This is a genomic window from Streptomyces sp. WMMC500 (assembly GCF_027497195.1).
GTDB lineage: Bacteria > Actinomycetota > Actinomycetes > Streptomycetales > Streptomycetaceae > Streptomyces.
The window spans coordinates 483,859-509,322 of record NZ_CP114905.1 but is presented as its reverse complement, the minus strand read 5'-3'; the positions used below and the strand labels follow the sequence as shown (position 1 = coordinate 509,322).

Sequence of the window (25,464 nt, the reverse complement as noted above, 5' to 3'; positions counted from 1 at the left end):
CGCCCCGGTTTGGAGCACGGGTGCGAGCTGCGAAATGATGATCGCCACCCGGTCGAGGCGAACGGGCGGTGAACCCGGGGTTCCAGGGATCCGCTAACCTCTGCCGACAGCCGCCCGGCCGGACGGGGGAGGGGCGGTCCCGCCTGTCGTCCCGCCTGCCAAGGAGTGAGTTCGTCTGCGGACCGCAATCCTGATCGGCCCGCCCGTTCCCGGGTCCCCCCTGGAGAGCGACCTGAGGTCGCTGGGCTACGACGACGTGCGTACCGCCGCGGACGTGGCAGACGCCGCCACCGTCCTCGCGCTGCTGCCCGGGGACGGCGGGGTCGCGCTCGTCGACAGCCGCTTCGTCGGCCACCGGCACAGCCTGCGGCTCACCCTCGCCGACCCCCGCTTCCCCGGCGCGGCCGTGCCCGGGGTGGTGGCGGTGCGCACCCCCGCGGCCCGCACCGCGCTCTCCCGCGCGGTGATGCGCAGCCGGACCCTCGACGGCGTCGCCGAGCAGACCTCCGCGCAACTCGCCGACGCCGACGGCCCGCTGGCCCGGCCGGAGCTGGGCGTGCTGGTGGCGGCCGTACCCGAGGACGCCCTGGCCCGGGCGAAGGCGACGGACGCGGTCGCCGCCGTGGACGAGGAGAAGGCCCGGCTGCGCGCCGCGGTCAAGAGCCGCGACGGGTTCTTCACCACCTTCTTCATCAGCCCCTACTCGCGCTACCTGGCCCGCTGGTGCGCCAACCGCGGCCTGACCCCGAACCAGGTCACCACCGCCTCCCTGGCCACCGCCGTGCTCGCCGCCGGCTGCGCGGCCACGGGCACCCGCGCCGGCTTCGTCGCCGCCGGCGCGCTGCTGCTGCTGTCGTTCGTGCTGGACTGCACCGACGGCCAGCTCGCCCGCTACTCGCTGCAGTACTCCACGCTGGGCGCCTGGCTCGACGCCACCTTCGACCGCGCCAAGGAGTACGCCTACTTCGCGGGCCTCGCCCTCGGCGCGGCCAACGCCGACGGCGACGACGTGTGGGCCCTCGCGCTGGCCGCCATGGTGCTGCAGACCTGCCGGCACGTCGTCGACTTCGCCTTCAACGAGTCCCTCGCCGGCACCACCGCGGCGGCGGCCGACACCAGTCCCACGGCCGCGCTGTCCGAGCGGCTCGACCGGCTCGGCTGGACGGTGTGGCTGCGCCGCATGATCGTGCTGCCGATCGGCGAACGCTGGGCGCTGATCGCCGTGCTCACCGCCGTCACCACGCCGCGCGTCGTCTTCGTCGTCCTGCTCGTCGGCATGGGGCTCGCCGCCTCCTACACCACCGCGGGCCGGGTGCTGCGCTCCCTCAGGCGCCGCGTCCCCCGCAGCGAGCAGGCGCTCAAGGCCCTCGACGAGCTGACCGACACCGGCCCGCTCGCCGAGGCCGCCGCCCGCTCCCTGCGCGCCCCGGCGCGCTCCCTCCCGTGGGGCGTGACCGGCATGGCGCCCGCGCTCGCCGCGGCCGGCGGCGCGCTCCTCGTGGCGCTGGCGCTCTTCACCCCGTACGGCACCTGGTGGCCCCTGATAGGCGCCGTCGGTTACGTCCTGACCTCGGCACTCGCCGTCTCCCGGCCGCTCGCCGGGCCGCTGGACTGGCTCGTGCCGCCGGTCTTCCGGGCCGCCGAGTACGGGCTCGTCCTGGTGCTCGCCGCCCGCTCCGAGGTGAACGGAGCACTTCCTGCAGCTTTCGGACTGGTGGCCGCCGTCGCCTACCATCACTACGACACCGTGTACCGCATCCGCGGCGGCACGGGTGCGCCCCCGCGCCGGCTGGTGCGGGCGATCGGCGGGCACGAGGGACGGGCGCTGGCGGTCACGCTGGCGGCGGCTCTGCTGACCGGCACGGGCTTCACGTTCGCGCTCGCGGCCATCGCCGTGGCCGTGGCGCTGGTGGTGCTCACCGAGAGCATCCGCTTCTGGGTCTCCTCCGGAGCCCCCGCAGTACACGACGAAACAGGAGAACCCGCATGATCGGCCTCGTGCTGGCGGCCGGCGCCGGACGGCGTCTGCGCCCCTACACCGACACCCTGCCGAAGGCCCTGGTGCCCGTCGACGGGGAGACCACCGTCCTCGACCTCACCCTCGGCAACTTCGCCGAGATCGGGCTCACCGAGGCGGCGATCATCGTCGGCTACCGCAAGGAGGCCGTGTACGAGCGCAAGGACGCCCTGGAGCGCGCGTACGGACTGAAGCTCACCCTGATCGACAACGACAAGGCAGAGGAGTGGAACAACGCCTACTCCCTGTGGTGCGGCCGGGACTCGCTCAGGCACGACGTGATCCTCGCCAACGGCGACACCGTCCACCCCGTCTCCGTCGAGAAGACCCTGCTCGCCGCCCGCGGCGACGGCAGGAAGATCATCCTCGCCCTCGACACGGTCAAGCAGCTCGCCGACGAGGAGATGAAGGTCGTCGCCGACCCCGACAAGGGCGTCCGGCAGATCACCAAGCTGATGGACCCGGCCACGGCCACCGGCGAGTACATCGGCGTCACCCTCATCGAGAGCGCCGCCGCGGACGAGCTGGCCGACGCGCTGAAGACCACCTTCGAGCGCGACCCGGACCTCTACTACGAGGACGGCTACCAGGAGCTGGTCAACCGCGGCTTCAAGATCGACGTCGCGCCCATCGGGGACATCGCCTGGGTCGAGATCGACAACCACGACGACCTCGCCAAGGGCAGGGAGATCGCGTGCCGGTATTGAGCCGACTGATCCCGTCCCCGCTGACGGTCGACATCCACGCCGGGGCCCTGGACCACCTCGGCGACCTGCTGTCCGACCAGCGCGTGGCGCCGACGGGCCGGCTGGCCTTCGCCATCAGCCCGCGCTCCGGGCAGGCGCTGCGCGACCGCTTCGCGCCCGCGTTCCCGGGCGCCGACTGGTTCGTCGACGCCGACGGCACCATCGACGGCGCCGTTCGGCTCGCCGACTCCATCAAGAAGAGCGGCAGGTACGACGCGGTCGTCGGCCTCGGCGGCGGCAAGGTCATCGACTCCGCCAAGTACGCCGCCGCCCGCGTCGGGCTGCCCATGGTCGCCGTGGCGACCAACCTGGCGAACGACGGCCTCTGCTCGCCGGTGTCCACGCTGGACAACGACGCGGGCCGCGGCTCGTACGGCGTGCCGAACCCGATCGCGATCGTCATCGACCTGGACGTCATCCGCGACGCCCCCGCCCGCTTCGTACGGGCCGGCATCGGCGACGTCACGTGCAAGATCTCCGCGATCGCGGACTGGGAGCTGTCGCACCGCGAAACCGGCGAGCCTGTCGACGGCCTGGCCGCGGCGATGGCCCGCAGCGCCGGCGACTCCGTGCTGCGCCACCCCGGCGGCATCGGCGACGACAGCTTCCTGACGATCCTCGCCGAGGCGCTGGTGCTCTGCGGCATCTCGATGTCCATCACCGGCGACACCAGGCCCGCGTCCGGCGCCTGCCACGAGATCAGCCACGCCTTCGACCTGCTCTACCCGCGGCGCAACGCGCTCCACGGCGAGCAGTGCGGCTTCGGCGGCACCTTCGCGACCTTCCTGCGCGGCGACCGCGCCATGGCGCTGCTCATGGCCGAGGTGCTGCGCCGGCACGGCCTGCCCGTGCTGCCCGGGGAGATGGGCTTCACGGATGACGAGTTCGTGAAGGCGGTCGAGTTCGCGCCGCAGACCCGGCCCGGCCGGTACACGATCCTCGAACACCTCGACCTGTCCACCGACCAGATCAGGGACGCGTACGCCGACTATGCCAAAGCCATCGGTAGCTGAGCTACGGCCCGTGGTCCACCCGCCGGGGGTGAAGGACCGGCGCAGCGGGGAGCACTGGGCCGGCCGCCTGTACATGCGCGAGGTCTCGCTGCGCGTGGACCGGCACCTGGTGAACACCCGGGTGACGCCCAACCAACTGACGTACGTCATGACCCTCGCCGGCGTCCTGGCCGCCCCGGCGCTGCTGGTGCCCGGGATCACCGGGGCCCTGCTGGGCGTGCTGATGGTCCAGTTGTACCTGCTGCTCGACTGCGTCGACGGGGAGGTCGCCCGCTGGAAGCAGCAGTTCTCCATCGGCGGCGTGTACCTCGACCGGGTCGGCGCGTACCTCTGCGACGCCGCGGTGCTCGTCGGCTTCGGCCTGCGGGCCGCCGACCCGTGGGGCGAGGGTTCCGCCGACTGGCTCTGGGCCTTCCTCGGCACCCTCGCCGCGCTGGGCGCCGTGCTGATCAAGGCGGAGACCGACCTCGTCGGCGTCGCCCGCCACCAGCAGGGCCTGCCGCCGGTCAAGGAGTCCGCGGCCGAGCCGCGCTCGTCGGGAGTCGCCGTGGCCCGCAAGGCAGCGTCGGCGCTGAAGTTCCACCGGCTGATCCTGGGGATCGAGGCGTCACTCGTCATCCTCCTGCTGGCGATCCTCGACCTCATCAAGGGGGACCTGTACTTCTCCCGGCTCGGCGTCGTCGTCCTCGCCGCGATAGCGATGCTGCAGACCCTCCTCCACCTGGTCAGCATTCTGGCCTCCAGTAGGTTGCGGTGAGCCGAATGACATATGAACACCAGCCCCGGCTGCCTCAGGCGCGGAGTCCGGAGGACGTCCGGGTCGGCGCGGTCGTGATCACGATGGGCCAGCGCCCCGAGGAGCTGCGCGCGCTGCTGGAGTCCGTCGCCAAGCAGGACGGCGCGCCGGTCGAGGTGGTCGTCGTCGCCCAGGGCGTGACCGTGCCGAACATCCCGCAGGGCGTACGGGTCGTGGAGCTGCCCGAGAACCTGGGCATCCCCGGCGGGCGCAACGTCGGGATCGAGGCGTTCGGCGACGGCGGCCGCGACGTCGACGTGCTGCTCTTCCTCGACGACGACGGTCTTCTGCCACAACAGGACACGGCCCGGCTGGTGCGCGAGGCGTTCGCCGCCGACCCGCGGCTGGGCATCGTCAGCTTCCGCATCGCCGACCCCGAGACCGGGGTCACGCAGCGCCGGCACGTGCCCCGGCTGCGGGCCTCCGACCCGATGCGCTCCTCGCGCGTCACCACCTTCCTCGGCGGCGCCAACGCGGTGCGCACGACGGTGTTCCAGGAGGTCGGCGGGCTGCCGGACGACTTCTTCTACGCCCACGAGGAGACCGACCTCGCCTGGCGGGCGCTCGACGCCGGCTGGCACATCGACTACCGCGCCGACATGGTGCTGCACCACCCGACGATGCCGCCCAGCAGACATGCCGCGTACCACCACAACGTGGCCCGGAACCGGGTCTGGCTGGCCCGCCGGAACCTCCCCGCGCCCCTCGTCCCCGTCTATCTCGGTGTCTGGTTCCTGCTCACAGTGGCACGCAGCCCCTCGCGAGCTGTGCTGAAATCATGGCTCGTAGGCTTTCGAGAGGGCTGGCGCGCACCGTGCGGGCCGCGCAGGCCCATGAAGTGGCGTACGGTGTGGCGGCTGACCCGGCTGGGACGACCGCCCGTGATCTGACAAGCTCGTACCGTTGAGTGTCTGAGGACGAAAGTTACCGACTGTGAGCGATACGGCAGTGGGCGCTCCGCCCAAGCGCCATCCCGACGACGGGCTGTCCGCGGCCGAGCTGGCCGCCAAGTACGGCCTCTCGGTGAGCGGCGCGCGCCCCGGACTGCCCGAGTACGTGCGGCAGCTCTGGGCGCGCCGCCACTTCATCATGACCTTCTCGCGCGCCAAGCTCACCGCGCAGTACAGCAAGGCGAAGCTGGGCCAGTTGTGGCAGGTGCTGACACCGCTGCTGAACGCGACGGTCTTCTTCTTCATCTTCGGCGTGCTGCTCGGTGGCCGGGCCGGGATGAGCAACGACGTCTACATCCCGTTCCTGGTCACGGGGGTGTTCGTATGGACGTTCACCCAGCAGTCGGTGATGTCGGGCGTGAAGTCGATCTCCGGGAACCTGGGCCTGGTGCGGGCGCTGCACTTCCCGCGGGCCGCGCTGCCGATCTCGTTCTCGCTGCAGCAACTGCAGCAACTGCTGTACTCGATGACGGTGCTGGCGGTCATCCTGATCGCCTTCGGCTGGTACCCGGACTGGACCTGGCTGCTGATAGTGCCGATCCTGGCGCTCCAGTACGTCTTCAACACCGGCCTGGCGATGGTCTTCGCCCGGCTGGGCAGCGACACCCCTGACCTGGCGCAGCTCATGCCCTTCATCCTGCGCGCCTGGATGTACGGCTCGGGCGTGATGTTCCCGCTGCAGTTCATGATGGTGCAGCGGGCGGATGCGCCGCAGTGGGCCGCCGACCTCGTCGCGATGAACCCGGCCGCTGTATACATGGACCTCATGCGCTACGCACTCATGGGGGACTTCCCCATGGCCTATCTGCCGCCGTACGTCTGGCTGCTGGCGGCGGGCTGGGCCGTGGTGGTGGGTGCGTTCGGTTTCGTGTTCTTCTGGAAGGCTGAGGAGCGATATGGCCGTGGCTGAACATCCGACGAGCCGCGCCGAGGCCGACACCCCGCAGGACGGGCGGGTGCCGACGGTCATCGCCGACGACCTGCACATCGTGTACCGGGTGCAGGGCGGGGGCCGCGGCAAGGGCAGCGGCGCCGCCGCCCTCAACCGCATCCTGCGCCGGGACAAGGGGACCCGGGTGCGCGAGGTGCACGCGGTGCGCGGGGTGAGCTTCACCGCGTACCGGGGCCAGGCCATCGGCCTGATCGGGTCGAACGGCTCCGGCAAGTCGACGCTGCTGAAGGCCATCGCGGGCGTGCTGCCCGCGCACAGCGGCAAGGTGTACACCAACGGCCAGCCCTCGCTCCTCGGCGTCAACGCGGCGCTGATGAACGACCTGACGGGCGAGCGGAACGTGATGCTCGGCGGGCTGGCGATGGGCATGACCCGCGAGCAGATCCGCGAGCGGTACCAGAGCATCGTCGAGTTCTCCGGCATCAACGAGAAGGGCGACTTCATCACCCTGCCGATGCGGACCTACTCCTCGGGCATGGCGGCGCGGCTGCGGTTCTCCATCGCCGCGGCCAAGGACCACGAGGTGCTGATGATCGACGAGGCCCTGGCCACCGGCGACCTGAGGTTCCGCAAGCGCTCCGAGGCCCGGCTGCGCGAGCTGCGCAAGGAGGCCGGCACGGTGTTCCTGGTCAGCCACACCAACAAGTCCATCCGCGACACCTGCGACCGGGTGCTGTGGCTGGAGAAGGGCGAGTTGGTGAGGGACGGGCCGACGGACGAGGTCCTGAAGGAGTATCAGGAGTTCTCCAAGCGGTAGCCGCGCGTACGCACCGAAGGGCCCCGCCGTGCCGCGGCGGGGCCCTTGCCGCACGTGCCGGCCGCTACACCCCGGCCGGGGTGTGCGCGGACTCCCGCTCGGGCGCGGCGCCGGAGCCGGGCCCGGTCTCGCTCAGGCCCACGCGGGCGTGCACCCGGCGCAGCAGGCGCGGCGCGTACCAGGCCCGCTCGCCCAGCAGCCGCATCGCGGCCGGCACCAGCACGCCGCGCACCGCGACGGCGTCGACGAGGATGGCGAGCCCGGTGCCCAGGCCCAGCATCTGCAGGAAGCTCACCTCGCCGGTGGCGAAGGCGAAGAAGCTGACGGCCAGCAGCCCGGCGGCCATCGTCACGATCCGGCCGGTGCGGGCCAGCCCGTTCGTCACCGCCGTGGCCGGGTCGGCGCCCGCGTCGTGCAACTCCTTGATGCGGCTGGTGAGGAAGACCTCGTAGTCCATCGACAGGCCGAAGGCGATGCAGAACATCAGCACGGTCATCGCCGTGTCCATCGGCTGGGGCGTGAAGCCCAGCAGCCCGCTGAGATGGCCGTCCTGGAAGATCCACACCATCGCGCCCATGGCCGCGGCCAGGCTGACGGCGTTGAGGACGATCGCGCGCAGCGGCTGGACGACGCTGCCGGTGAAGAGGAACAGCAGCACGAACGTCGTGAGCAGGACCATCCCGACGGCCAGCGGCAGCCGGCCGCCGATGCTGTCCTTGGCGTCGACCAGCTCCGCGTCGGTGCCGCCGACCAGGGTCTCCACCCCGCCGGGCGCGGGCACCGCGCGCACGTCCTCGACCAGTCGCTGCGCCGCGCCCGAGTGGGGCGCCGGCTCGACGGAGACCGTCAGCCGCTGGGCGTCGGGGCGGCCGAGTCCGGCGGCGGCGGGGCTCGCGGGGCCGGCCGCGCCGTCGGCGTACGAGCCGTTGCTCGCGTCGACCCGGGCGACGCCGTCCAGCCGGGACAGCTCCGTGGCGTAACGAGCGAGGTCGGGCCCGGCGACGGCGCCGGTGGTGACGACGTCGACGGCGGTGCTGTCGTCGACGGCGAAGTCCTCGCGCAGCGCGGTGGCCACCTGCCGGCTCTGGGCGCTCTCCGGGAGCACCCGCTCGTCCGGGGTGCCGAAGCTGACGCCCAGCAGCGGGGAGGCGGCCAGCAGCAGCACGCCGAGCACCGGCAGCGTGGTCAGGGCGGGCCGGCGCATGACGGCGCCGGCGATCCGGCCCCACAGCGGTGCGTCGGTGCGCCGCATGGCCCGCGCGCCCGGGATCCGGCCGCGGTTGACGCGGTGGCCGAGGACGGCGAGCAGCGCGGGGACGATCACCAGTGCGCTGACGGCGGCGATGGCCACCACGCCGATGCCGGCGTAGGCGAAGGAGCGCAGGAAGTACTGCGGGAAGACCAGCAGCGCGGCGAGCGCGGCGACGATCGTCGCGGAGGAGAACGCGATCGTGCGGCCCGCCGTCGCCACCGTGTGCCGGATCGCCGCCGGCACCTCGTCGCCCGCCGCCAACTGCTCGCGGAACCGGCTGACCAGCAGCAGCCCGTAGTCGATGCCGAGGCCCAGGCCCAGCGCGATGGTGAGGTTGACCGAGAAGACCGAGACGTCGGTGAGGCTGCCCAGCACCCACAGCTCCGCGAACGTGCCGAAGACGGCGACCAGGCCGATCGCCAGGGGCAGCAGCGCCGCGACGAGGCTGCCGAAGGCGAGGACCAGCAGCACGAGGGTGACGGGTACGGCGATCGACTCGGCCAGCGCGAGGTCGGCGGCGACCTGCGAGGAGACGTCGTTGCCCACCGCGGCCCCGCCCCCGGCCCTGACGGTGACGCCGTCCCGGGTGCCGGCGTACGCGCCGGTCAGCTCCTCGGCGTGCTCGGCCTCCTTGTCGTCGCCGCCGGCGACGTGCGCGAGGATGAGCGCCTGGCTGCCGTCCCGGGAGGTCAGCCCCTCGCCGCCGCGGTCCCAGTACGACACGACGTTGCCGACGGTGGACTCGGCCCGCAGCCCCTCGGTCACCTCCTGCCCGCGCTCGCGCACCGCGTCGCCGCCGAGACCCCCGGACTCGGCGGAGACGAGCAGGACCAGGTTCGTATCGCCCCCGAATCTGTCGTCGATCACCTCCTGGGCCCTGCTCGACGGCGACCCCGGATCGTTGAAGCCGCCGGGGCTGAGCTTGCCGAAGGCCCCGAAGCCGAGCGCCGCCATGGCGACGACGGCGACGGCGGCGAGTGTGAGCACGAGGCGGGTCCTGCGCAGTACGAGCTCCGCGATGCGTGTCAGCACGGTGCTCCCCCTTCCCATGTTTATGGCGTTAACATTGAGCCTTCCAGGCGATGTTAATGCTGTCAACATGAGGCATGATGCGACTATGAGCGAGGTCAGGGGCGCGAAGGGCGGATACCACCACGGCGACCTGCGGAACGCGCTGGTCGACGCGGCGTCGGAGCTGGCCCGCGGCGGCGGGCCCGAGGCGGTCGTGCTGCGCGAGGCGGCCCGGCGCGTCGGCGTGTCGCCGACGGCCGCGTACCGCCACTTCGCCAACCAGGCAGACCTGCTGCAGGCGGTCAAGGACGAGGGCCAGCGGCGGCTGGCGGAGTCCATGGAGCAGGTGATCGCGGAGACCGGGCCGCCCCCGGACGGCGACCCGGCGCGGGCCGCCAAGGACCGGCTGACGGCTCTCGGCCTCGGCTACATCCGCTTCGCCGTCACCGAACCCGGGATGTACCGCACGGCCTTCTGCCGGGTCGAGACGGACGCGGAGGCGTGGACCCAGGGTGGCGGCATCGAAGACCTCCGGCCCGGCGACGTCCGCTCCTTCGGGCTGCTCACCGGCGCCATGGACACCGTCGAAGCCGCCGGTGTGATGCGACCGGGCGTACGGGCGGGCGCGGAGTTCGCCGCCTGGTCCTCGGTGCACGGGCTGGCCATGCTCCTCCTCGATGGGCCGCTGCGCGACGTGCCGCCCCCGCAGCGGGACGCGATCGTCACCCGCACGCTCACCATGATCTTGGACGGCCTCACCGTGTGACGCGGCGGATTCGGTGCGTACGACGGCGTTTCGCGCGTCCTCGGGCGCGTGCGGATTGAGGTGACCACCGCATGCCGCGTCTTCGTCCTGTACGGCGTACGCTGGACCGGTGCTGTTTGGCGGCATGTGGGCGTTTAGGGAGCTTGGGGGCGCCCCGGACCTGCTCGGGGTCACGACGCCGGCGGCGGCGTGTCCGGAATGGGCACATCTGGGTGCGCGGTGTAGAACGGGAGGCGTGACGGCTATGGCGAAGACGACATTCCAGCTCGAAGGAGCGCCCGCCGTCTGCGCCCCGGGGGCGGCGGCCCAGGGCAGTCGCCGGTGACCGCGGCGGACGACGCTCCGTCGCGCGCCGTACTCGGCCAGGCCGCCGACGAGAACTTCCCCGTGGCCCCGTTCTTCCTGCCCCGTGCCTGGCGCGCCGACCTCATGGCGCTCTACGGCTACGCCCGGCTCGTCGACGACATCGGTGACGGCGACCTCGCCCCCGGCGGCGCCGACGCCGCCGCGCTGGGTCTCGGCCCGGACGAGGCCGACGACCCCCTCGCGCTCCTCGACGCGCTCGAAGCCGACCTCGAGCGGGTCTTCACCCCCGGCGCCACGCCCGGCCACCCCCTGCTGCGCCGGCTGCGGCCCACCGTCCGCCGCCACCGGCTGTCCCCGCAGCCGTTCCACGGCCTCCTCCAGGCCAACCGGCAGGACCAGAAGGTCCGGCGCTACGAGACGTACGCCGAGCTGGAGGGCTACTGCGAGCTGTCCGCCAACCCGGTCGGCCGTCTCGTCCTCGCCGTGACCGGCACCGAGAGTCCCGAGCGCATCCGGCGCTCGGACGCGATCTGCACCGCTCTGCAGATCGTCGAGCACATCCAGGACGTCGCCGAGGACCTCGGCCGGGACCGCATCTACCTTCCGGCCGAGGACATGCGCCGCTTCGGCGTCACCGAAGCGGACCTCGCCCGGCCCCGCGCCGGCGAGCCGGTGCGCGCCCTGATCCGGTACGAAGCCGACTGCGCCGCACGGCTCCTCGACGAGGGCGCGCCCCTCGTCGCCAGCGTGCGCGGCCGGCTGCGGCTGCTGCTCGCCGGCTTCGTGGCCGGCGGACGCGCGGCGCTCGCCGCCGTCGCCGCCGCCGGCCACGACGTGCTCCCCGGACCCCCGAAGCCCACCCGGCGCAGGTTGCTGCGCGAGGTGGGGTCGACCCTGCGACGAGAGGGGTAACCGCACCGTGACCACACCGTCGCGCGCGGCCTACGCATCCGCACAGGTGCTCACCGCGTACCGGTACTGCGAGGCCGTCACCGGCAGGCAGGCCCGGAACTTCGCGTACGGCATCAGACTCCTGCCGCACGACAAGCGGCTGGCGATGTCCGCGCTGTACGCGTTCTCGCGCCGCGTGGACGACATCGGCGACGGCAATCTGCCACCCGGGACCAAGCGCACCCGGCTGGAGGACACCCGGCGCCAGCTCGACCGCATCCGGGCCGGCCGGGTGGCCGAGGACGACACCGACCCCGTCGCCGTGGCGCTCGCCCACGCCGCGCGCCGGTTCCCGATTCCGCTGGGCGGGCTCGACGAGCTGATCGACGGCGTCCTCGCGGACGTACGCGGCCGGGAGTACGAGACGTGGGAGGACCTGAAGGAGTACTGCCGCTGCGTGGCCGGCGCGATCGGCCGGCTCTCCCTCGGCGTGTTCGGCACCGTGCCGGGCGCGCGACACTCCGAGCGCGCCCCTGCGTACGCCGACACGCTCGGGCTCGCGCTCCAACTGACGAACATCCTGCGGGATCTTCGCGAGGACGCCGCCGAGGGCCGCAGCTACCTGCCGGCGGTCGACCTCGCCAAGTTCGGCTGCTCCGCGGGCTTCCACAGCGACACGGCGCCTCCCGGCTCGGACTTCCCCGGACTGGTGCAGTTCGAGGTGCGCCGCGCCCGCGCGCTCTTCGCCGACGGCTACCGGCTGCTGCCCATGCTCGACCGGCGCAGCGGCGCCTGCGTCGCGGCGATGGCCGGGATCTACCACCGGCTGCTGGAGCGGATCGCCGCCGACCCCGGGGCGGTGCTGCGCGGGCGGGTGTCGCTGCCGGGCCGGGAGAAGGCGTACGTCGCGGTCCGCGGCCTGGCCGGCGTCGACGCCCGGCAGGCGAGCCGGAGGTTCCGGTGACCCCCGCGCCCACCACCCCCGCGGCGCCGCCGGGCGTACGGTCCGACAATCCCGCAAACGCGGCGCGCGGGACGGATCGGGAGCGCTCGGAGGCGCTCTCGGCGTGCGCCGAGGCGCACCGGGCGCAGGAGGGCGCGCCGCAACCCCGGAAGGTGTTGCCCCCGGCGCCGCGGGCCAGACATAGTGCGTGTCGATACGGGTGGGGAGGTGGCCGGTGATGGCTGACTCCGGCCCGGAGCGACGGCCGCGGGCCGTGGTCGTCGGCGGCGGACTCGCCGGGATGACCGCCGCGATGGGACTCGCCGACGCCGGAGTCGACGTCACACTTCTCGAGGGCCGGCCGCGCCTGGGCGGGCTCGCCTTCTCCTTCCGCCGCGGCGACCTCTCCGTCGACAACGGCCAGCACGTCTACCTGCGCTGCTGTACGGCGTACCGCTGGTTCCTCGACGAGGTCGGCGGCAGCGGGCTCGCCCCGCTGCAGGAGCGCCTGGACGTGCGGGTGCTGGACGCCGCCACCCCGGCCCGCAAGGGCGCGGGGCCGCGCGCCGGGCGGCTCGGCCGCACCGACCTGCCGGTGCCCCTGCACCTCGCCGCCGGCCTCGCCCGCTACCCGCACCTGTCGCTCGCCGAGCGGGCGGGCGTGGCCCGCGCCGCGCTGGCGATGCGGCGGCTCGACCCCGCCGACCCGGCCCTGGACGGCGTGGACTTCGCCAGTTGGCTGCACCGGCAGGGGCAGTCGCCGCGGGCCGTCTCGGCGCTGTGGGACATGATCGGCGTCGCCACCCTCAACGCCTTCGCCCCGGAGGTCTCCCTCGGGCTGGCCGCGAAGGTGTTCAGGACCGGGCTGCTCACCGAGCGCGGTGCCGCCGACATCGGCTGGGCGCGCGTCCCGCTCGGCGAGCTGCACCACACCCTCGCCCGCCGCCGGCTGGAGCGGTCCGGCACCCGCATCCTGCTGCGCACCCGGGCGACCGGGCTGCGCCGCACCCCCGCCGGCGGCTGGCAGGTCGACGTGGCGACCGGACCCGGGCGGGCCGACGCCCCCGCCACGTCGCTCGACGCCGACACCGTGGTCCTCGCCGTACCGCAGCGCGAGGCGCACGGACTGCTGCCGGCCGGCGCGCTGGACCACAAGGACCGGCTGCTGCAGATCGGCACCGCGCCCATCCTCAACCTCCATGTCGTGTACGACCGACGGGTGCTGGACGCCCCGTTCGTCGCCGCGATCGGCACCCCCGTGCAGTGGATCTTCGACCGCACGGACACCTCCGGCCTCGCCGACACCCCCCGGGGCCGGGGCTGCCAGTACGTGGCGGTCTCCCAGTCCGCCGCGCAGGACGACATCGAGCGGCCCGTCGGCGAGCTGCGCGAGCGTTACCTCCCCGAGCTGGCGAAGCTGCTGCCCGACGCGCGCGGCGCCCGGGTACGCGACTTCTTCGTCACCCGCGAGCGCACCGCGACCTTCGCCCCGGCACCGGGCGTCGGCCGGCTGCGCCCGGGTTCCCGGACCCACGCGCCCGGCCTCGCACTGGCGGGCGCGTGGACCGCGACCGGCTGGCCCGCGACCATGGAGAGCGCCGTTCTCAGCGGTCGCGCGGCGGTCCGCGAGACCCTCGGCGCCCTGGGTCGGGAAGTGCCGCGGAACCTGCTGGAAGCAGTGTGAGAGCCGTCATCGGAGGAGAGAACGTGCCCCGTCCAGAACCGGACACCGACACCGCGGCCGACCCCGGCGCCGCCGAAGTCCTGCGCCTGCTGGACCACGCCCGGGAGCTGACCAACCCCGTGCTACGGACCGTCGTCGACCGGCTTGTACCCCCCATGGACATCGTTGCCGCCTACCACTTCGGCTGGATCGACGCGCAGGGCAACCCCACGGCCGGAGACAGCGGCAAGGCCGTGCGCCCCCTCCTCACGCTGCTCGCCGCCGAGGCCGCCGGGGCCTCCGCGGAGACCGGCGTCCCCGGCGCCGTCGCCGTGGAGCTGGTGCACAACTTCTCCCTCCTGCACGACGACCTGATGGACGGCGACGAGCGGCGGCGCCACCGCGACACCGTCTGGAAGGTGCACGGCCCCGCGCAGGCCATCCTCGTCGGCGACGCCCTCTTCGCGCTCGCCTGCGAACTGCTGCTGGACCTGGACACGCCCGAGGCGGCGCGCGCCGCCCGCCGGCTGAGCAGCGCCACCCGCAAGCTCATCGACGGCCAGGCGCAGGACATCGCATACGAGCACCGCGAGAGCGTCACCGTCGCCGAGTGCCTGGAGATGGAGGGCAACAAGACCGGGGCGCTGCTCGCGTGCGCCTGCTCCGTCGGCGCCGTGCTCGGCGGTGCGGGCGACGAGGTCGCCGACGGGCTGGAACGTTACGGCCGCCATCTGGGCCTGGCCTTCCAGGCCGTCGACGACGTGCTCGGGATCTGGGGCGAGCCCGCCGTCACCGGCAAGCAGACCTGGAGCGACCTGCGCCAGCGCAAGAAGTCCCTGCCGGTGTGCGCGGCGCTCGCCGCCGGGGGACCGGCCTCCGCGGAACTGGCGAAGACGCTGGCCGCCGACGCCAAGGGTGCCGACCTCCGGAATACCGGTGCGGAAAACGACTTCGACGAGGAAGAATTCGCGGCCCGGGCCGCGTTGATCGAAGAAGCCGGAGGGCGCCGGTGGACTCAGGAGGAGGCACGAAGGCAGCACGAGAGCGCTCTGGTCTCGCTGGACGGGGTGAAGATGCCCGACGACATCCGCGAACGGTTCGTCGCACTGGCCGACTTCGTCGTCGTACGCCGGCACTGACACCGACGCCCGGGCCCCGCGTCCGGACGTCCCTTCGAAAGGGGTGTGCATGAAAGCCACTGCCGATGGCGGCAACGCAACCGACACCGCCCCCGCGGGGGCGGCGGCTGCCTTACTGGCGGCGAGGCAGGCGGTCGAGCGGGCGAGCGCCAACCTGCTCGGCCGGCAGGACGCGGAGGGCTGGTGGAAGGGCGACCTGGAGACCAACGTCACCATGGACGCCGAGGACCTGCTGCTCCGCGAGTTCCTGGGCGTACGGGACGAGCACACCACCCGCGCCGCCGCCCGCTTCGTCCGCGGCCGGCAGGGCCCGGACGGTGCCTGGGCGACGTTCCACGGCGGCCCCGGCGACGTCTCCGCGACCGTCGAGGCCTACGTCGCGCTCCGCCTCGCCGGCGACGCGCCCGGCGAGGAGCACATGGCGCGGGCCGCGGAGTGGGTGCGCGCGCACGGCGGCATCGCCGCGACCCGCGTCTTCACCCGCATCTGGCTCGCGCTGTTCGGCTGGTGGCGCTGGGAGGACCTGCCCGAGCTGCCGCCCGAGCTGATCTACCTGCCGTCCTGGTTCCCGCTGAACATCTACGACTTCGGCTGCTGGGCCCGGCAGACGATCGTGCCGCTCACGGTCGTCTCCGCCAAGCGCCCGGTGCGCCCGGGCCCGTTCACCCTCGACGAGCTGCACACCGACCCCGCCGTGCCCAACCCGCCCCGGCCGCACGCGTCGCTGACGACGTGGGACGGATTCTTCCAGCGGCTGGACCGGGCGCTGCACGCGTACCGCAGGGTCGCGCTGCGCCCGCTGCGCAAGGCGGCGCTGCGCAGTTGCGCCCGCTGGATCATCGAGCGCCAGGAGAGCGACGGCTGCTGGGGTGGCATCCAGCCGCCCGCCGTCTACTCGGTGATCGCGCTGCACCTGCTCGGCTACGACCTCGACCACCCGGTGCTGAAGGCCGGTCTCGAATCGCTGGACCGCTTCGCGGTCTGGACCGACGGCGCGGCCGAGGCCGCGGCGGACACCGACGGCGCGCGTGACACGGGAGACACGCGCGACGACGGCCCGGTCCGGATGATCGAGGCGTGCCAGTCCCCGGTCTGGGACACGTGCCTGGCCACCATCGCGCTCGTCGACGCGGGCGTGCCGGCCGACCACCCCCAGCTCGTCAAGGCCGCCGACTGGATGCTCGCGGAGCAGGTGCTGACCACCGGCGACTGGTCGGTACGCCGGCCCGGACTCACCCCGGGCGGCTGGGCGTTCGAGTTCCACAACGACAACTACCCCGACACCGACGACACCGCCGAGGTGGTCCTCGCCCTGCGCCGCGTCGCCCACCCCGACCAGGCGCGCGTCGACGCCGCCGTCGAGCGGGCCGTGCGCTGGCTGGCGGGCATGCAGTCGAAGAACGGCGCCTGGGGCGCGTTCGACGTGGACAACACCTCGGCGTTCCCCAACAAGCTGCCGTTCTGCGACTTCGGCGAGGTAATCGACCCGCCGTCGGCCGACGTCACCGCGCACGTCGTGGAGATGCTCGCCGGCGAGAAGCTCGGCGACGACCCGCACGCGCGCCGCGGCGTCGCCTGGCTGCTCGCCGAACAGGAGGCGGCCGGCGGCTGGTTCGGCCGCTGGGGCGTCAACTACGTGTACGGCACGGGTTCCGCGGTGCCCGCGCTCGTCGCCGCCGGGCTGCCCGTGTCGCACCCGGCGATCCGGCGGGCCGTCAGGTGGCTGGAGAGCGTGCAGAACGACGACGGCGGCTGGGGCGAGGACCTGCGTTCGTACCCGGACGCCGAGTGGATCGCCCGCGGCGACTCCACCGCCTCGCAGACCGGCTGGGCGCTGCTCGCGCTGCTGGCCGCCGGCGAGCACGCCGGCAAGGCCGTCGAACGCGGCGTGGCCTGGCTGGCCCGTACCCAACTGCCCGACGGGTCCTGGGACGAGCCGCAGTTCACCGGCACCGGCTTCCCGTGGGACTTCTCCATCAACTACCACCTGTACCGGATGGTCTTCCCGCTCACCGCGCTCGGCCGCTATCTGTCCGCGACAGCCGGCCTGACGCCGGCCGCCGGTGACGGCCGGGAGGCCTGATGCCCGACGCACCCGCGCCGCTGCTCGTCGTCTGCGCGCTCGGCATCGAGCGCCGGGCGCTGGCCTCGGGCACCGGCTCCGCCGCGGGCGGGGCCGGCGACGCGGGTCCGGTCGAGGTGCTGCGCACCGGCATGGGTCCCGAGCGGGCCGAACGGGCCGTGGCCCGCCGGCTCGCGGAGGAGCCGTACCACGCGGCCCCCGTGATCGCCGCCGGCTTCTGCGCCGGGCTGCTGCCGGAGATGCGCCCCGGCGACGTCGTCGTCGCCGACGCCGTGCGGGCCGACCGCGAGGGCGCCGGGACCACCGGCTGCCCGGACAACGGGCCGCTGCTCGACGCCCTCGCGCTCCTCGGCGCCCGGGTGCACACCGGGCTGCTGCTGGGCACCGACCACGTCGTACGCGGCGCGGCCGGCCGGGCCCGGCTGCGCGAGCGGGGTGCGGTCGCCGTCGACATGGAGTCGGCCGTCACCCTGCACACGGCCGCCGCGACCGCCGGGGCCGCCGCGGCCTCCGGGTTCTCTGCGGCCGCCGCGGCCTCCGGGACCCGGCCCGTGGCCGCCGTCCGGGTGGTCGTGGACGCTCCCCAGCATGAACTCGTCCGTTTCGGAACGCTGCGCGGTGGTATCGCCGCGTACCGCGTGCTCAGCTCGGTTCTTCCCGCATTTTTCGAATGGCACCGTCAAGTGATGATCCCCAGGAGGCGAAGCTGATGGCCATGCCACTGCGCCAGTCGCTCAAGGTTGCCGGTTATCTCTTCTCGCAGCGGACGATCAAGCGGCGGGAGAAGTTCCCGCTGATCGTGGAGCTGGAACCACTCTTCGCCTGCAACCTCAAGTGCGAGGGCTGCGGGAAGATCCAGCACCCCGCGGGCGTCCTCAAGCAGCGCATGCCGGTCGCCCAGGCGGTCGGCGCCGTGCTGGAGTCGGGGGCGCCGATGGTCTCGATCGCGGGCGGCGAGCCGCTGATGCACCCGCAGATCGACGAGATCGTGCGCCAGCTCGTGGCCCGCAGGAAGTACGTCTTCCTGTGCACCAACGCCATGCTGCTGCGCAAGAAGCTCGACAAGTTCGAGCCCTCGCCGTACTTCGCCTTCGCCGTGCACATCGACGGTCTGCGCGAGCGGCACGACGAGTCGGTCGCCAAGGAAGGCGTCTTCGACGAGGCCGTGGCCGCGATGAAGGAGGCGAAGAAGCGCGGGTTCCGCGTCACCACGAACTCCACCTTCTTCAACACCGACACCCCGCAGACCGTCGTCGAGGTCCTCGACTTCCTCAACGACGACCTCCAGGTGGACGAGATGATGATCTCGCCCGCGTACGCCTACGAGAAGGCGCCCGACCAGGAGCACTTCCTGGGCGTCGAGCAGACCCGCGAGCTGTTCAGGAAGGCGTTCGCCGGCGGCAACCGCAAGCGCTGGCGGCTCAACCACAGCCCGCTGTTCCTCGACTTCCTGGAGGGCAAGGTCGACTTCCCGTGTACGGCCTGGGCCATCCCCAACTACTCCCTCTTCGGCTGGCAGCGGCCGTGCTACCTGATGAGCGACGGCTACGTGCCGACGTACCGGGAGCTGATCGAGGAGACCGACTGGGAGAAGTACGGCCGCGGCCGGGACCCCCGGTGCGCCAACTGCATGGCCCACTGCGGCTACGAGCCCACCTCCATCCTCGCCACCACGGCCTCGCTGAAGGAGTCGCTGCGGGCCGCGCGGGAGACCGTGGGAGGCAATCGCCGAGGCGGAGTGCGAGGGGGAGGAGAATGAGATGGCGCTCCTGGAGAGCATCGGCGGCCCCCGCGACCTGAAGTCGCTGGCGCCGGAGCGGCTCGGCGAACTGGCCGGGGAGATCCGCGAGTTCCTCATCCACGCGGTCGCGCGCACCGGCGGGCACCTCGGGCCGAACCTGGGCGTGGTCGAGCTGACCCTCGCCCTGCACCGGGTCTTCGACTCGCCGGCCGACCGTATCCTGTGGGACACCGGCCACCAGAGTTACGTCCACAAACTCCTCACCGGGCGGCAGGACTTCTCGGGACTGCGCGGCAAGGGCGGCCTGTCCGGCTATCCGTCGCGGGCCGAGTCCGCGCACGACGTGATCGAGAACAGCCACGCCTCCACGGTCCTCGGCTGGGCCGACGGCCTGGCCAAGGCCAGCGAGCTGCGCGGCAGCGGCGACCACGTCGTCGCCGTCATCGGCGACGGCGCGCTGACCGGCGGCATGGCGTGGGAGGCGCTGAACAACATCGCCGCCGCCCGCGACCGGCCGCTCGTCATCGTCGTCAACGACAACGAACGCTCCTACTCGCCGACCATCGGCGGTCTCGCCGACCACCTGGCGACGCTGCGCACGACCGACGGCTACGAGCGCTTCCTGTCCTGGGGCAAGGACCTGCTCGACCGCACGCCGGTGGTGGGCAAGCCGCTGTACGACTCGCTGCACGGCGCGAAGAAGGGCTTCAAGGACGCCTTCGCGCCGCAGGGCATGTTCGAGGACCTGGGGCTGAAGTACGTCGGGCCCGTCGACGGGCACGACATCGCCGCCGTCGAGTCCGCGCTGCGCCGCGCCAAGCGGTTCCGCGGGCCGGTCCTCGTGCACTGCCTGACCGAGAAGGGCCGCGGCTACCAGCCCGCGCTGGACGACGAGGCCGACCACTTCCACACCGTCGGCGTCATGGACCCGTTCACCTGCGAGCCGGTCGCGCCGCCCAGCGCGCCGTCGTGGACCTCGGTCTTCTCCGACGAGCTGGTACGCATCGGGGCCGAGCGCGACGACGTGGTGGCGATCACCGCCGCCATGCTGCACCCGACCGGGCTCGCCGCGTTCGCCGCGGCGTACCCCGGGCGGACGTGGGACGTCGGCATCGCCGAGCAGCACGCCGCGGTCTCCGCCGCGGGCCTGGCCACCGGCGGGCTGCACCCCGTCGTCGCGGTCTACGCCACCTTCCTCAACCGCGCGTTCGACCAGGTGCTGATGGACGTCGCGCTGCACCGCTGCGGGGTGACCTTCGTGCTCGACCGGGCCGGCGTCACCGGGCCGGACGGCGCCTCGCACCACGGCATGTGGGACATGTCGCTCCTCCAGGTCGTCCCCGGGCTGCGGATCGCCGCGCCGCGCGACGCCGACCAGTTGCGCGCCCAACTGCGCGAGGCGGTCGCCGTCGACGACGCGCCGACCGTCGTCCGCTTCCCCCGGGGCACGGTGTCCGAGCCGATACCCGCGACCGCGCGCGTCGGCGGCATGGACGTGCTGCGCCGCGACGAGCGCGAGGACGTGCTCCTCGTCGGCGTCGGCGCCATGGCCTCCGTCTGTCTGGAGGCCGCGGACCTGCTCGCCGGGCGGGGGCTGGGCTGCACCGTCGTCGATCCGCGCTGGGTCAAGCCCGTCGACGGCCACCTGCCGCCGCTGGCGGACCGGTTCCGCGTCGCCGCCGTGGTGGAGGACAACTGCGTCGGCTCGGGCGTGGGCTCCGCCGTCGCGCGGGCGCTGCGGGACGCCGAAGTCGACGTACCCTTGCGCACGTTCGGTCTGCCGGAGAGGTTCCTGCCGCACGGCAAGCGGGCCGAGGTCCTCGCCGAGGCCGGGCTGACGCCGGCCCGGATCGCCGCCGCCGTCGGCGGGGTACCCGCTGCCCGGGCGGAGGAGCCAGCCCGGGCCGGGCAGCCGGTCGTCACGAGGGAGAGGGAAGAAAGCACCCGATGAGCTTCGACATCGGGGCGCTGCTGGCCGAGCGCGGGGGAGAGCGCTACGACCTGCACGCCCGGCACCTCAACCACCAACTGCCGCGGATGCTGCACACGCTGGGCTTCGACAAGACGTACGTCCGCGGTCAGGGAGCGTACTTCTACGACGAGGAGGGCCGGGACTACCTCGACCTCCTCGCCGGCTTCGGCGTCATGGGCCTCGGCCGCAACCATCCCGTGGTCCGCAGGGCCCTGCACGACGTGCTCGACCTGGACCTCCCCGACCTCACCCGCTTCGACTGCCAGCCGCTGCCCGGGCTGCTGGCGGAGAAGCTGCTCGGCTACGCGCCGCACCTGGACCGGGTGTTCTTCTCCAACAGCGGCACCGAGGCCGTCGAGACCGCGCTGAAGTTCGCCCGCTACGCCACCGGGAAGCCGCGCGTCCTCTACTGCGACCAGGCGTTCCACGGGCTGACCACCGGCTCGCTGTCGGTCAACGGCGTCGAGGCGTTCCGCGCCGGCTTCGCGCCGCTGCTGCCGGACACCGCGGTCCCGCTCGGCGACCTCGACGCGCTGGAGCGGGAGCTGCGCGCCGGGGACGTCGCGGCGCTCGTGGTCGAGCCGATCCAGGGCAAGGGCGTGCACGCGCCGCCGCCCGGGTACCTGCGCGCGGCGCGGGAGTTGCTGCACGAGCACGGCGGGCTGCTCGTCGCCGACGAGGTGCAGACGGGCATGGGGCGCACCGGCGCGTTCTTCGCCTACGAGCACGAGGAGGGCGCCGAGCCCGACCTCGTGTGCCTCGCCAAGGCGCTCTCCGGCGGGTACGTGCCCGTCGGGGCCACCCTCGGCCGGGAGTGGATCTTCAAGAAGGTCTACTCCTCCATGGACCGCGTGCTGGTGCACTCGGCGAGCTTCGGCACCAACGCGCCGGCGATGGCCGCCGGGCTTGCCACCCTGCACGTCCTGGAGGACCAGCGGCTCGTCGAGAACGCGCGGCGCACCGGTGACCTGCTGCGCACCGGGCTCGCGGACTTGGTCGACAGGTACGAACTGCTGCACGACGTGCGCGGGCGGGGGCTGATGGTCGGCATCGAGTTCGGCAAGCCCGCGTCGCTGAAGCTGCGCGGGCGCTGGACGCTGCTCCAGGCCGCCCGCAAGGGGCTGTTCGCGCAGTTGATCGTGGTTCCGCTGCTGCAGCGCCACCGCATCCTCACCCAGGTCTCCGGCGACCGGCAGGAGGTCATCAAGCTCCTGCCGCCGCTGGTGATCGGGGAGGCGGAGGTGCGGCGGTTCCTGGACGCGTTCACGTCGGTGATGGACGAGGCGCACGCGGGCGGGGGACTCATCTGGGAGTTCGGCCGCACCCTGGCCAAGCAGGCGGTCTCCGCCCGCTGACCGGCGGGCGGGCGGTGCCCGGGCGGTGGTGCTCAGACGGTCAGCAGGTGGGCGCGCAGGCGCTCGCGGGTCGCGTCGCTCAGGTCGAGGGCCTCGCGGAAGTAGCGCTCGACGGTGCCCCAGCGTTCGGCGATCGTGGCGAAGGCCGCGCCGAGGTAGCTCGCCCGGGCGTCGAACAGCGGGCTGAGCAGCTCCATCACCTCCGGCGACGTGCCGCCCTGCGCCCCCTCGCCGCGCTGGACCCGGTAGCGGCGGTGCTGCGCGTTGGACTCCAGGTAGTCCGTCTCGATCGCCTCCCGCTCGACCCCCACGGCCAGCAGCGCGAGCGCGATGGTCAGCCCGGCCCGGTCCTTACCCGCCGCGCAGTGCAGCAGGGCGGGCGTGCCGCCGTCGGCCAGCGAGTGGAGGACCCTGGAGTGCTCGGCGTTGCGGTTGAGGATTATGTCCCGGTACGAGTACTCCATGCGGGCCGCCGCGCGGCCGTCGCCGAGCAGCGAGCGGAGCGTCGGTATGTCGCCGTCGCGGACCAGCTTCCAGAACTCCTTGCCCTCCGCGGGGTCGTTGAGCGGCAGGTTGACGTTCCGTACGCCCGGCAGGTCGACGTCGGGGCCGTCCAGGCGGATGTCGGCGGCGTTGCGGAAGTCGAAGACCGTGTGCAGGCCGAGCGAGCCGAGGAAGACGGTGTCCTCGGCGGTGGCGTGGGCCAGGTGCCCGCTGCGGTAGAGCCGGCCGTGCCGGGTCTGCGCGCCGCCGGCGGCGGGCAGACCGCCGACGTCGCGGAAGTTGCGGACACCGGTCAGCTCAGGCTCGGTGGTCTGCGTCATCGGGGCTCCGTAGCGTCGGGCGGGCGCGGCACTTCGACAGTACGACAATTGCACGCTGGACAAGGATCCCCCCGGCTGCGATGTTGTGTATCTCTGTTGAGTTATGGGAGATGAGATGGTCGAGGTCGGTGGGAACGGTCGGATCTGGCTGCTGTCGGGCCCGCACAGCAGCTACGCCCTGCGGCTGAACCGCCACGACGAGCTGCTGCACCTCCACTGGGGACCCCGGCTCACCCTCGCCGACGCGGAAGCGCTGGCCGCCGAACGGCCACCGCGCACCCGGTCCTTCGAATCACGGCTCGACGGCCGCGAGGAGTACCCCGTCGAGGGCGGCCCCCGCTTCGTCCGGCCCGCGCTCGCCGTACGCACCGCGGACGGCGCCCCCGGACCCGGCGGCCGGGGCAGCGAGTGGGAGTTCCGCGACGCCGAGACCACGGACGACGTGCTGCGGCTCACCTTCCACGACCCCGTGCACCGCCTCGCCCTCACCCTGCACTACCGCATGCGCGCCGGCGCCGACGTGCTGGAGCGCTGGGCCACCGCCGCCCACGAGGGCGGCCCCGGCGACCCCGCGCTGGACCTGCTGCGGCTCGACTCCGCGGCCTGGACCCTGCCCCGCGCCGACCGCCGCAGGCTCTCCCACCTGCACGGCCGCTGGGCAGCCGAGAGCGTGCTCGCACGCGCGGAGCTGACCCCCGGCGAGACCGTCCTCGGAAGCGGCCGCGGCCACACCTCGCACCGCCACCTGCCCTGGATCGCCCTCGACGACGGCACCGCGGGCGAGGAGCACGGCGAGGTCTACGGCTGCGCGCTGGCCTGGTCCGGATCCTGGCGCATCGCCGTGCAGCAGCTCCCCGACGGGGTCGTGCAGGCCGTCGGCGGCGCCGGGCACGACGACTCCGGACTGGTCCGGCTCGCGCCCGGCGAGTCGTACACCGCGCCCGTCTTCGCCGGGCTCTACACCGCCGGCGGCTTCGGCGCCGCGTCCCGCGCCTGGCACGCCTGGCAGCTCGCGCACGTCGTACCGGACGCGCACATCCCCCGGCCCGTCCTCTACAACTCGTGGGAGGCCACCAAGTTCGACGTCGAGCTGGGCCACCAGCGCGAGCTGGCGCGGCGGGCCGCGGCGATGGGCGTGGAGCTGTTCGTGGTCGACGACGGCTGGTTCGGCGCGCGTACCCACGACAGGGCCGGGCTCGGCGACTGGACGCCCAACCCCGACCGCTTCCCCGACGGCCTGAAGCCGCTCGCGGACGAAGTCCACGCCCTCGGCATGCACTTCGGCATCTGGGTCGAGCCGGAGATGGTCAACCCCGACAGCGACCTCTACCGCGCCCACCCCGACTGGGTGCACCACCGGCCGGGCCGCCGGCGCACCGAGTTCCGCCACCAGCTCGTGCTGGACCTCGGCCGGCCCGAGGTCCGGGCACATCTGTGGCAGCAGCTCGACGAGCTGCTGCGCTCCGCGCCCATCGACTACGTCAAGTGGGACTTCAACCGCTCCCTCACCGAGCCGGGCGCGCACGCCGACCCCTCCGTCCCGCACGTGCAGGGGCTGTACGACCTGCTGGACCGGCTGCGCGCCGCGCACCCGCACGTCGCCTTCGAGTCGTGCTCCGGCGGGGGCGGCCGGATCGACCTCGGCATCCTGTCCCGCACGGACCAGGTGTGGACCTCCGACAACACCGATCCGCTCGACCGGCTGCCCATCCAGCACGGCATCGGCCAGATCCACCCCGCCCGGGTCACGGCCGCCTGGGTCACCGACAGCCCCAATGTGCAGATGCAGGACCGCGCCAGCAGCCTGCGCTACCGCTTCGTCAGCGCCATGGCCGGCGTGCTCGGCGTCGGCGGGGACCTCGCGCACTGGTCGGACGAGGAGCTGGCCGAGGCCGGGCGCTGGGTGGAGCTGTACAAGCGGATCCGCCCCGCCGTCCAGCTCGGCCGGCTCCACCGGCTGCGTGAGCCGCAGGAGGGCCTGAGCGCCGTGCAGTACGTCCTCGGCGACGACCCCGGCCGCGCCGACGAGGTCGTCGTCCTGGCCTGGCTGCAGGCGCAGCGCTACAACGAGCCGCTGCCGCCGCTGCGCCTCGCCGCGCTCGACACCGCCGCCGAGTACGAGGTGCTGGCCGGCGGCGCGCCCGGCGAGGTGCTGCGCGGCGCGGTGCTCGCGCACCGGGGGCTGCACACGGGGCTGGCCGGCGATCTCGACGCCACCGTGGTGCACCTGCGCCGCCGCTGACGGCCGCGGAGCCCGTACGCGGGGCTGTGCCGCCTTCCCGGGCGG

The 25,464-nt window shown here is 73.3% G+C and carries 20 protein-coding genes; 18 read left to right on the top strand and 2 right to left on the bottom strand.

What is annotated here, in order from left to right; all coding sequences use genetic code 11:
- Positions 1–175: 175 nt before the first annotated feature.
- Genes O7599_RS02055 through O7599_RS02025 form a run of 7 tightly spaced genes read left to right on the top strand, consistent with a single transcriptional unit; the run spans position 176 to position 7,231 of the window.
- Complete coding sequence (locus O7599_RS02055; protein WP_281623248.1) at positions 176–1,990, top strand: DUF5941 domain-containing protein; 1,815 nt, start codon at positions 176–178, stop codon at positions 1,988–1,990.
- Entirely contained in the window at positions 1,987–2,724 is a 738-nt protein-coding gene (locus O7599_RS02050; RefSeq protein WP_281620325.1) for a phosphocholine cytidylyltransferase family protein, read from the top strand. Before O7599_RS02055 ends, O7599_RS02050 begins: the two co-directional genes overlap by 4 nt.
- Positions 2,712–3,776: an iron-containing alcohol dehydrogenase family protein gene (locus tag O7599_RS02045; RefSeq protein WP_281620324.1), complete on the top strand. Its 1,065-nt coding sequence runs from the start codon at positions 2,712–2,714 to the stop codon at positions 3,774–3,776. Before O7599_RS02050 ends, O7599_RS02045 begins: the two co-directional genes overlap by 13 nt.
- A complete protein-coding gene (locus tag O7599_RS02040) occupies positions 3,754–4,533 on the top strand; it encodes a CDP-alcohol phosphatidyltransferase family protein (RefSeq protein WP_281620323.1) in 780 nt (259 codons plus the stop codon). The genes O7599_RS02045 and O7599_RS02040 overlap by 23 nt, the downstream gene beginning before the upstream one ends.
- A gap of 5 nt (positions 4,534–4,538) precedes the next feature.
- On the top strand, positions 4,539–5,462 hold the full coding sequence (locus O7599_RS02035; RefSeq protein WP_281620322.1) for a glycosyltransferase: 924 nt from the start codon (positions 4,539–4,541) through the stop codon (positions 5,460–5,462).
- A gap of 58 nt (positions 5,463–5,520) precedes the next feature.
- The gene (locus tag O7599_RS02030; protein ID WP_281623247.1) at positions 5,521–6,432 is read left to right on the top strand and encodes an ABC transporter permease; all 912 of its coding nucleotides are present in this window, start codon (positions 5,521–5,523) and stop codon (positions 6,430–6,432) included.
- Complete coding sequence (locus O7599_RS02025; protein ID WP_281620321.1) at positions 6,419–7,231, top strand: ABC transporter ATP-binding protein; 813 nt, start codon at positions 6,419–6,421, stop codon at positions 7,229–7,231. Before O7599_RS02030 ends, O7599_RS02025 begins: the two co-directional genes overlap by 14 nt.
- Before the next feature lie 64 nt (positions 7,232–7,295).
- On the opposite strand, the gene O7599_RS02020 is transcribed toward O7599_RS02025, so the two are convergent.
- Positions 7,296–9,515, bottom strand: coding sequence for an MMPL family transporter (locus O7599_RS02020; protein WP_281620320.1), 2,220 nt, complete (start codon positions 9,513–9,515; stop codon positions 7,296–7,298).
- A gap of 85 nt (positions 9,516–9,600) precedes the next feature.
- Between O7599_RS02020 and O7599_RS02015 the strand changes: the two genes are divergently transcribed.
- The 10 genes from O7599_RS02015 (at position 9,601) to O7599_RS01970 (ending at position 22,353) form a co-directional block, all read left to right on the top strand.
- Entirely contained in the window at positions 9,601–10,260 is a 660-nt protein-coding gene (locus O7599_RS02015) for a TetR/AcrR family transcriptional regulator (protein WP_281620319.1), read from the top strand.
- Positions 10,261–10,581: 321 nt separating this feature from the next.
- The gene (gene hpnC / locus O7599_RS02010; RefSeq protein WP_281620318.1) at positions 10,582–11,478 is read left to right on the top strand and encodes a squalene synthase HpnC; all 897 of its coding nucleotides are present in this window, start codon (positions 10,582–10,584) and stop codon (positions 11,476–11,478) included.
- Positions 11,479–11,485: 7 nt separating this feature from the next.
- The gene (hpnD, locus tag O7599_RS02005) at positions 11,486–12,421 is read left to right on the top strand and encodes a presqualene diphosphate synthase HpnD (protein WP_281620317.1); all 936 of its coding nucleotides are present in this window, start codon (positions 11,486–11,488) and stop codon (positions 12,419–12,421) included.
- 217 nt (positions 12,422–12,638) lie between these two features.
- Positions 12,639–14,084, top strand: coding sequence for a hydroxysqualene dehydroxylase HpnE (gene hpnE, locus O7599_RS02000; protein WP_281620316.1), 1,446 nt, complete (start codon positions 12,639–12,641; stop codon positions 14,082–14,084).
- Between the two features lie 23 nt (positions 14,085–14,107).
- On the top strand, positions 14,108–15,202 hold the full coding sequence (locus tag O7599_RS01995; RefSeq protein WP_281620315.1) for a polyprenyl synthetase family protein: 1,095 nt from the start codon (positions 14,108–14,110) through the stop codon (positions 15,200–15,202).
- A gap of 49 nt (positions 15,203–15,251) precedes the next feature.
- Positions 15,252–17,285 (top strand): squalene--hopene cyclase, encoded by a 2,034-nt coding sequence (shc, locus tag O7599_RS01990; protein WP_281620314.1) that lies wholly within the window; start codon positions 15,252–15,254, stop codon positions 17,283–17,285.
- Entirely contained in the window at positions 17,285–17,995 is a 711-nt protein-coding gene (locus tag O7599_RS01985) for a 1-hydroxy-2-methyl-2-butenyl 4-diphosphate reductase (RefSeq protein WP_281620313.1), read from the top strand. The genes shc and O7599_RS01985 overlap by 1 nt, the downstream gene beginning before the upstream one ends.
- The gene (gene hpnH / locus O7599_RS01980; protein WP_281620312.1) at positions 17,995–19,044 is read left to right on the top strand and encodes an adenosyl-hopene transferase HpnH; all 1,050 of its coding nucleotides are present in this window, start codon (positions 17,995–17,997) and stop codon (positions 19,042–19,044) included. Before O7599_RS01985 ends, hpnH begins: the two co-directional genes overlap by 1 nt.
- Before the next feature lies 1 nt (position 19,045).
- Positions 19,046–20,977, top strand: coding sequence for a 1-deoxy-D-xylulose-5-phosphate synthase (gene dxs, locus O7599_RS01975; protein WP_281620311.1), 1,932 nt, complete (start codon positions 19,046–19,048; stop codon positions 20,975–20,977).
- Positions 20,974–22,353, top strand: a complete 1,380-nt coding sequence (locus tag O7599_RS01970) for an aspartate aminotransferase family protein (protein ID WP_281620310.1) — start codon at positions 20,974–20,976, stop codon at positions 22,351–22,353. The genes dxs and O7599_RS01970 overlap by 4 nt, the downstream gene beginning before the upstream one ends.
- A 32-nt stretch (positions 22,354–22,385) precedes the next feature.
- Here the strand turns inward: O7599_RS01970 and O7599_RS01965 are convergent, their stop codons facing one another.
- Positions 22,386–23,177, bottom strand: coding sequence for a tyrosine-protein phosphatase (locus O7599_RS01965; protein WP_281620309.1), 792 nt, complete (start codon positions 23,175–23,177; stop codon positions 22,386–22,388).
- Between the two features lie 115 nt (positions 23,178–23,292).
- Here O7599_RS01965 and O7599_RS01960 point away from each other — a divergent pair, with 115 nt between their 5' ends.
- Entirely contained in the window at positions 23,293–25,419 is a 2,127-nt protein-coding gene (locus O7599_RS01960; protein ID WP_281620308.1) for an alpha-galactosidase, read from the top strand.
- Positions 25,420–25,464 lie beyond the last annotated feature (45 nt).

What these genes read in the sequence shown, in the direction of transcription:
- O7599_RS01965 (WP_281620309.1), bottom strand. Translation starts at nt 23,177, where the DNA reads ATGACGCAGACCACCGAGCCTGAGCTGACCGGTGTCCGCAACTTCCGC.
- dxs (WP_281620311.1), top strand. Translation starts at nt 19,046, where the DNA reads ATGGCGCTCCTGGAGAGCATCGGCGGCCCCCGCGACCTGAAGTCGCTG.
- shc (WP_281620314.1), top strand. Translation starts at nt 15,252, where the DNA reads ATGAAAGCCACTGCCGATGGCGGCAACGCAACCGACACCGCCCCCGCG.
- O7599_RS02025 (WP_281620321.1), top strand. Translation starts at nt 6,419, where the DNA reads ATGGCCGTGGCTGAACATCCGACGAGCCGCGCCGAGGCCGACACCCCG.
- O7599_RS01985 (WP_281620313.1), top strand. Translation starts at nt 17,285, where the DNA reads ATGCCCGACGCACCCGCGCCGCTGCTCGTCGTCTGCGCGCTCGGCATC.
- O7599_RS01960 (WP_281620308.1), top strand. Translation starts at nt 23,293, where the DNA reads ATGGTCGAGGTCGGTGGGAACGGTCGGATCTGGCTGCTGTCGGGCCCG.
- hpnH (WP_281620312.1), top strand. Translation starts at nt 17,995, where the DNA reads ATGGCCATGCCACTGCGCCAGTCGCTCAAGGTTGCCGGTTATCTCTTC.
- hpnE (WP_281620316.1), top strand. Translation starts at nt 12,639, where the DNA reads ATGGCTGACTCCGGCCCGGAGCGACGGCCGCGGGCCGTGGTCGTCGGC.
- O7599_RS02035 (WP_281620322.1), top strand. Translation starts at nt 4,539, where the DNA reads ATGACATATGAACACCAGCCCCGGCTGCCTCAGGCGCGGAGTCCGGAG.
- O7599_RS01970 (WP_281620310.1), top strand. Translation starts at nt 20,974, where the DNA reads ATGAGCTTCGACATCGGGGCGCTGCTGGCCGAGCGCGGGGGAGAGCGC.
- O7599_RS02050 (WP_281620325.1), top strand. Translation starts at nt 1,987, where the DNA reads ATGATCGGCCTCGTGCTGGCGGCCGGCGCCGGACGGCGTCTGCGCCCC.
- O7599_RS02015 (WP_281620319.1), top strand. Translation starts at nt 9,601, where the DNA reads ATGAGCGAGGTCAGGGGCGCGAAGGGCGGATACCACCACGGCGACCTG.
- O7599_RS02040 (WP_281620323.1), top strand. Translation starts at nt 3,754, where the DNA reads ATGCCAAAGCCATCGGTAGCTGAGCTACGGCCCGTGGTCCACCCGCCG.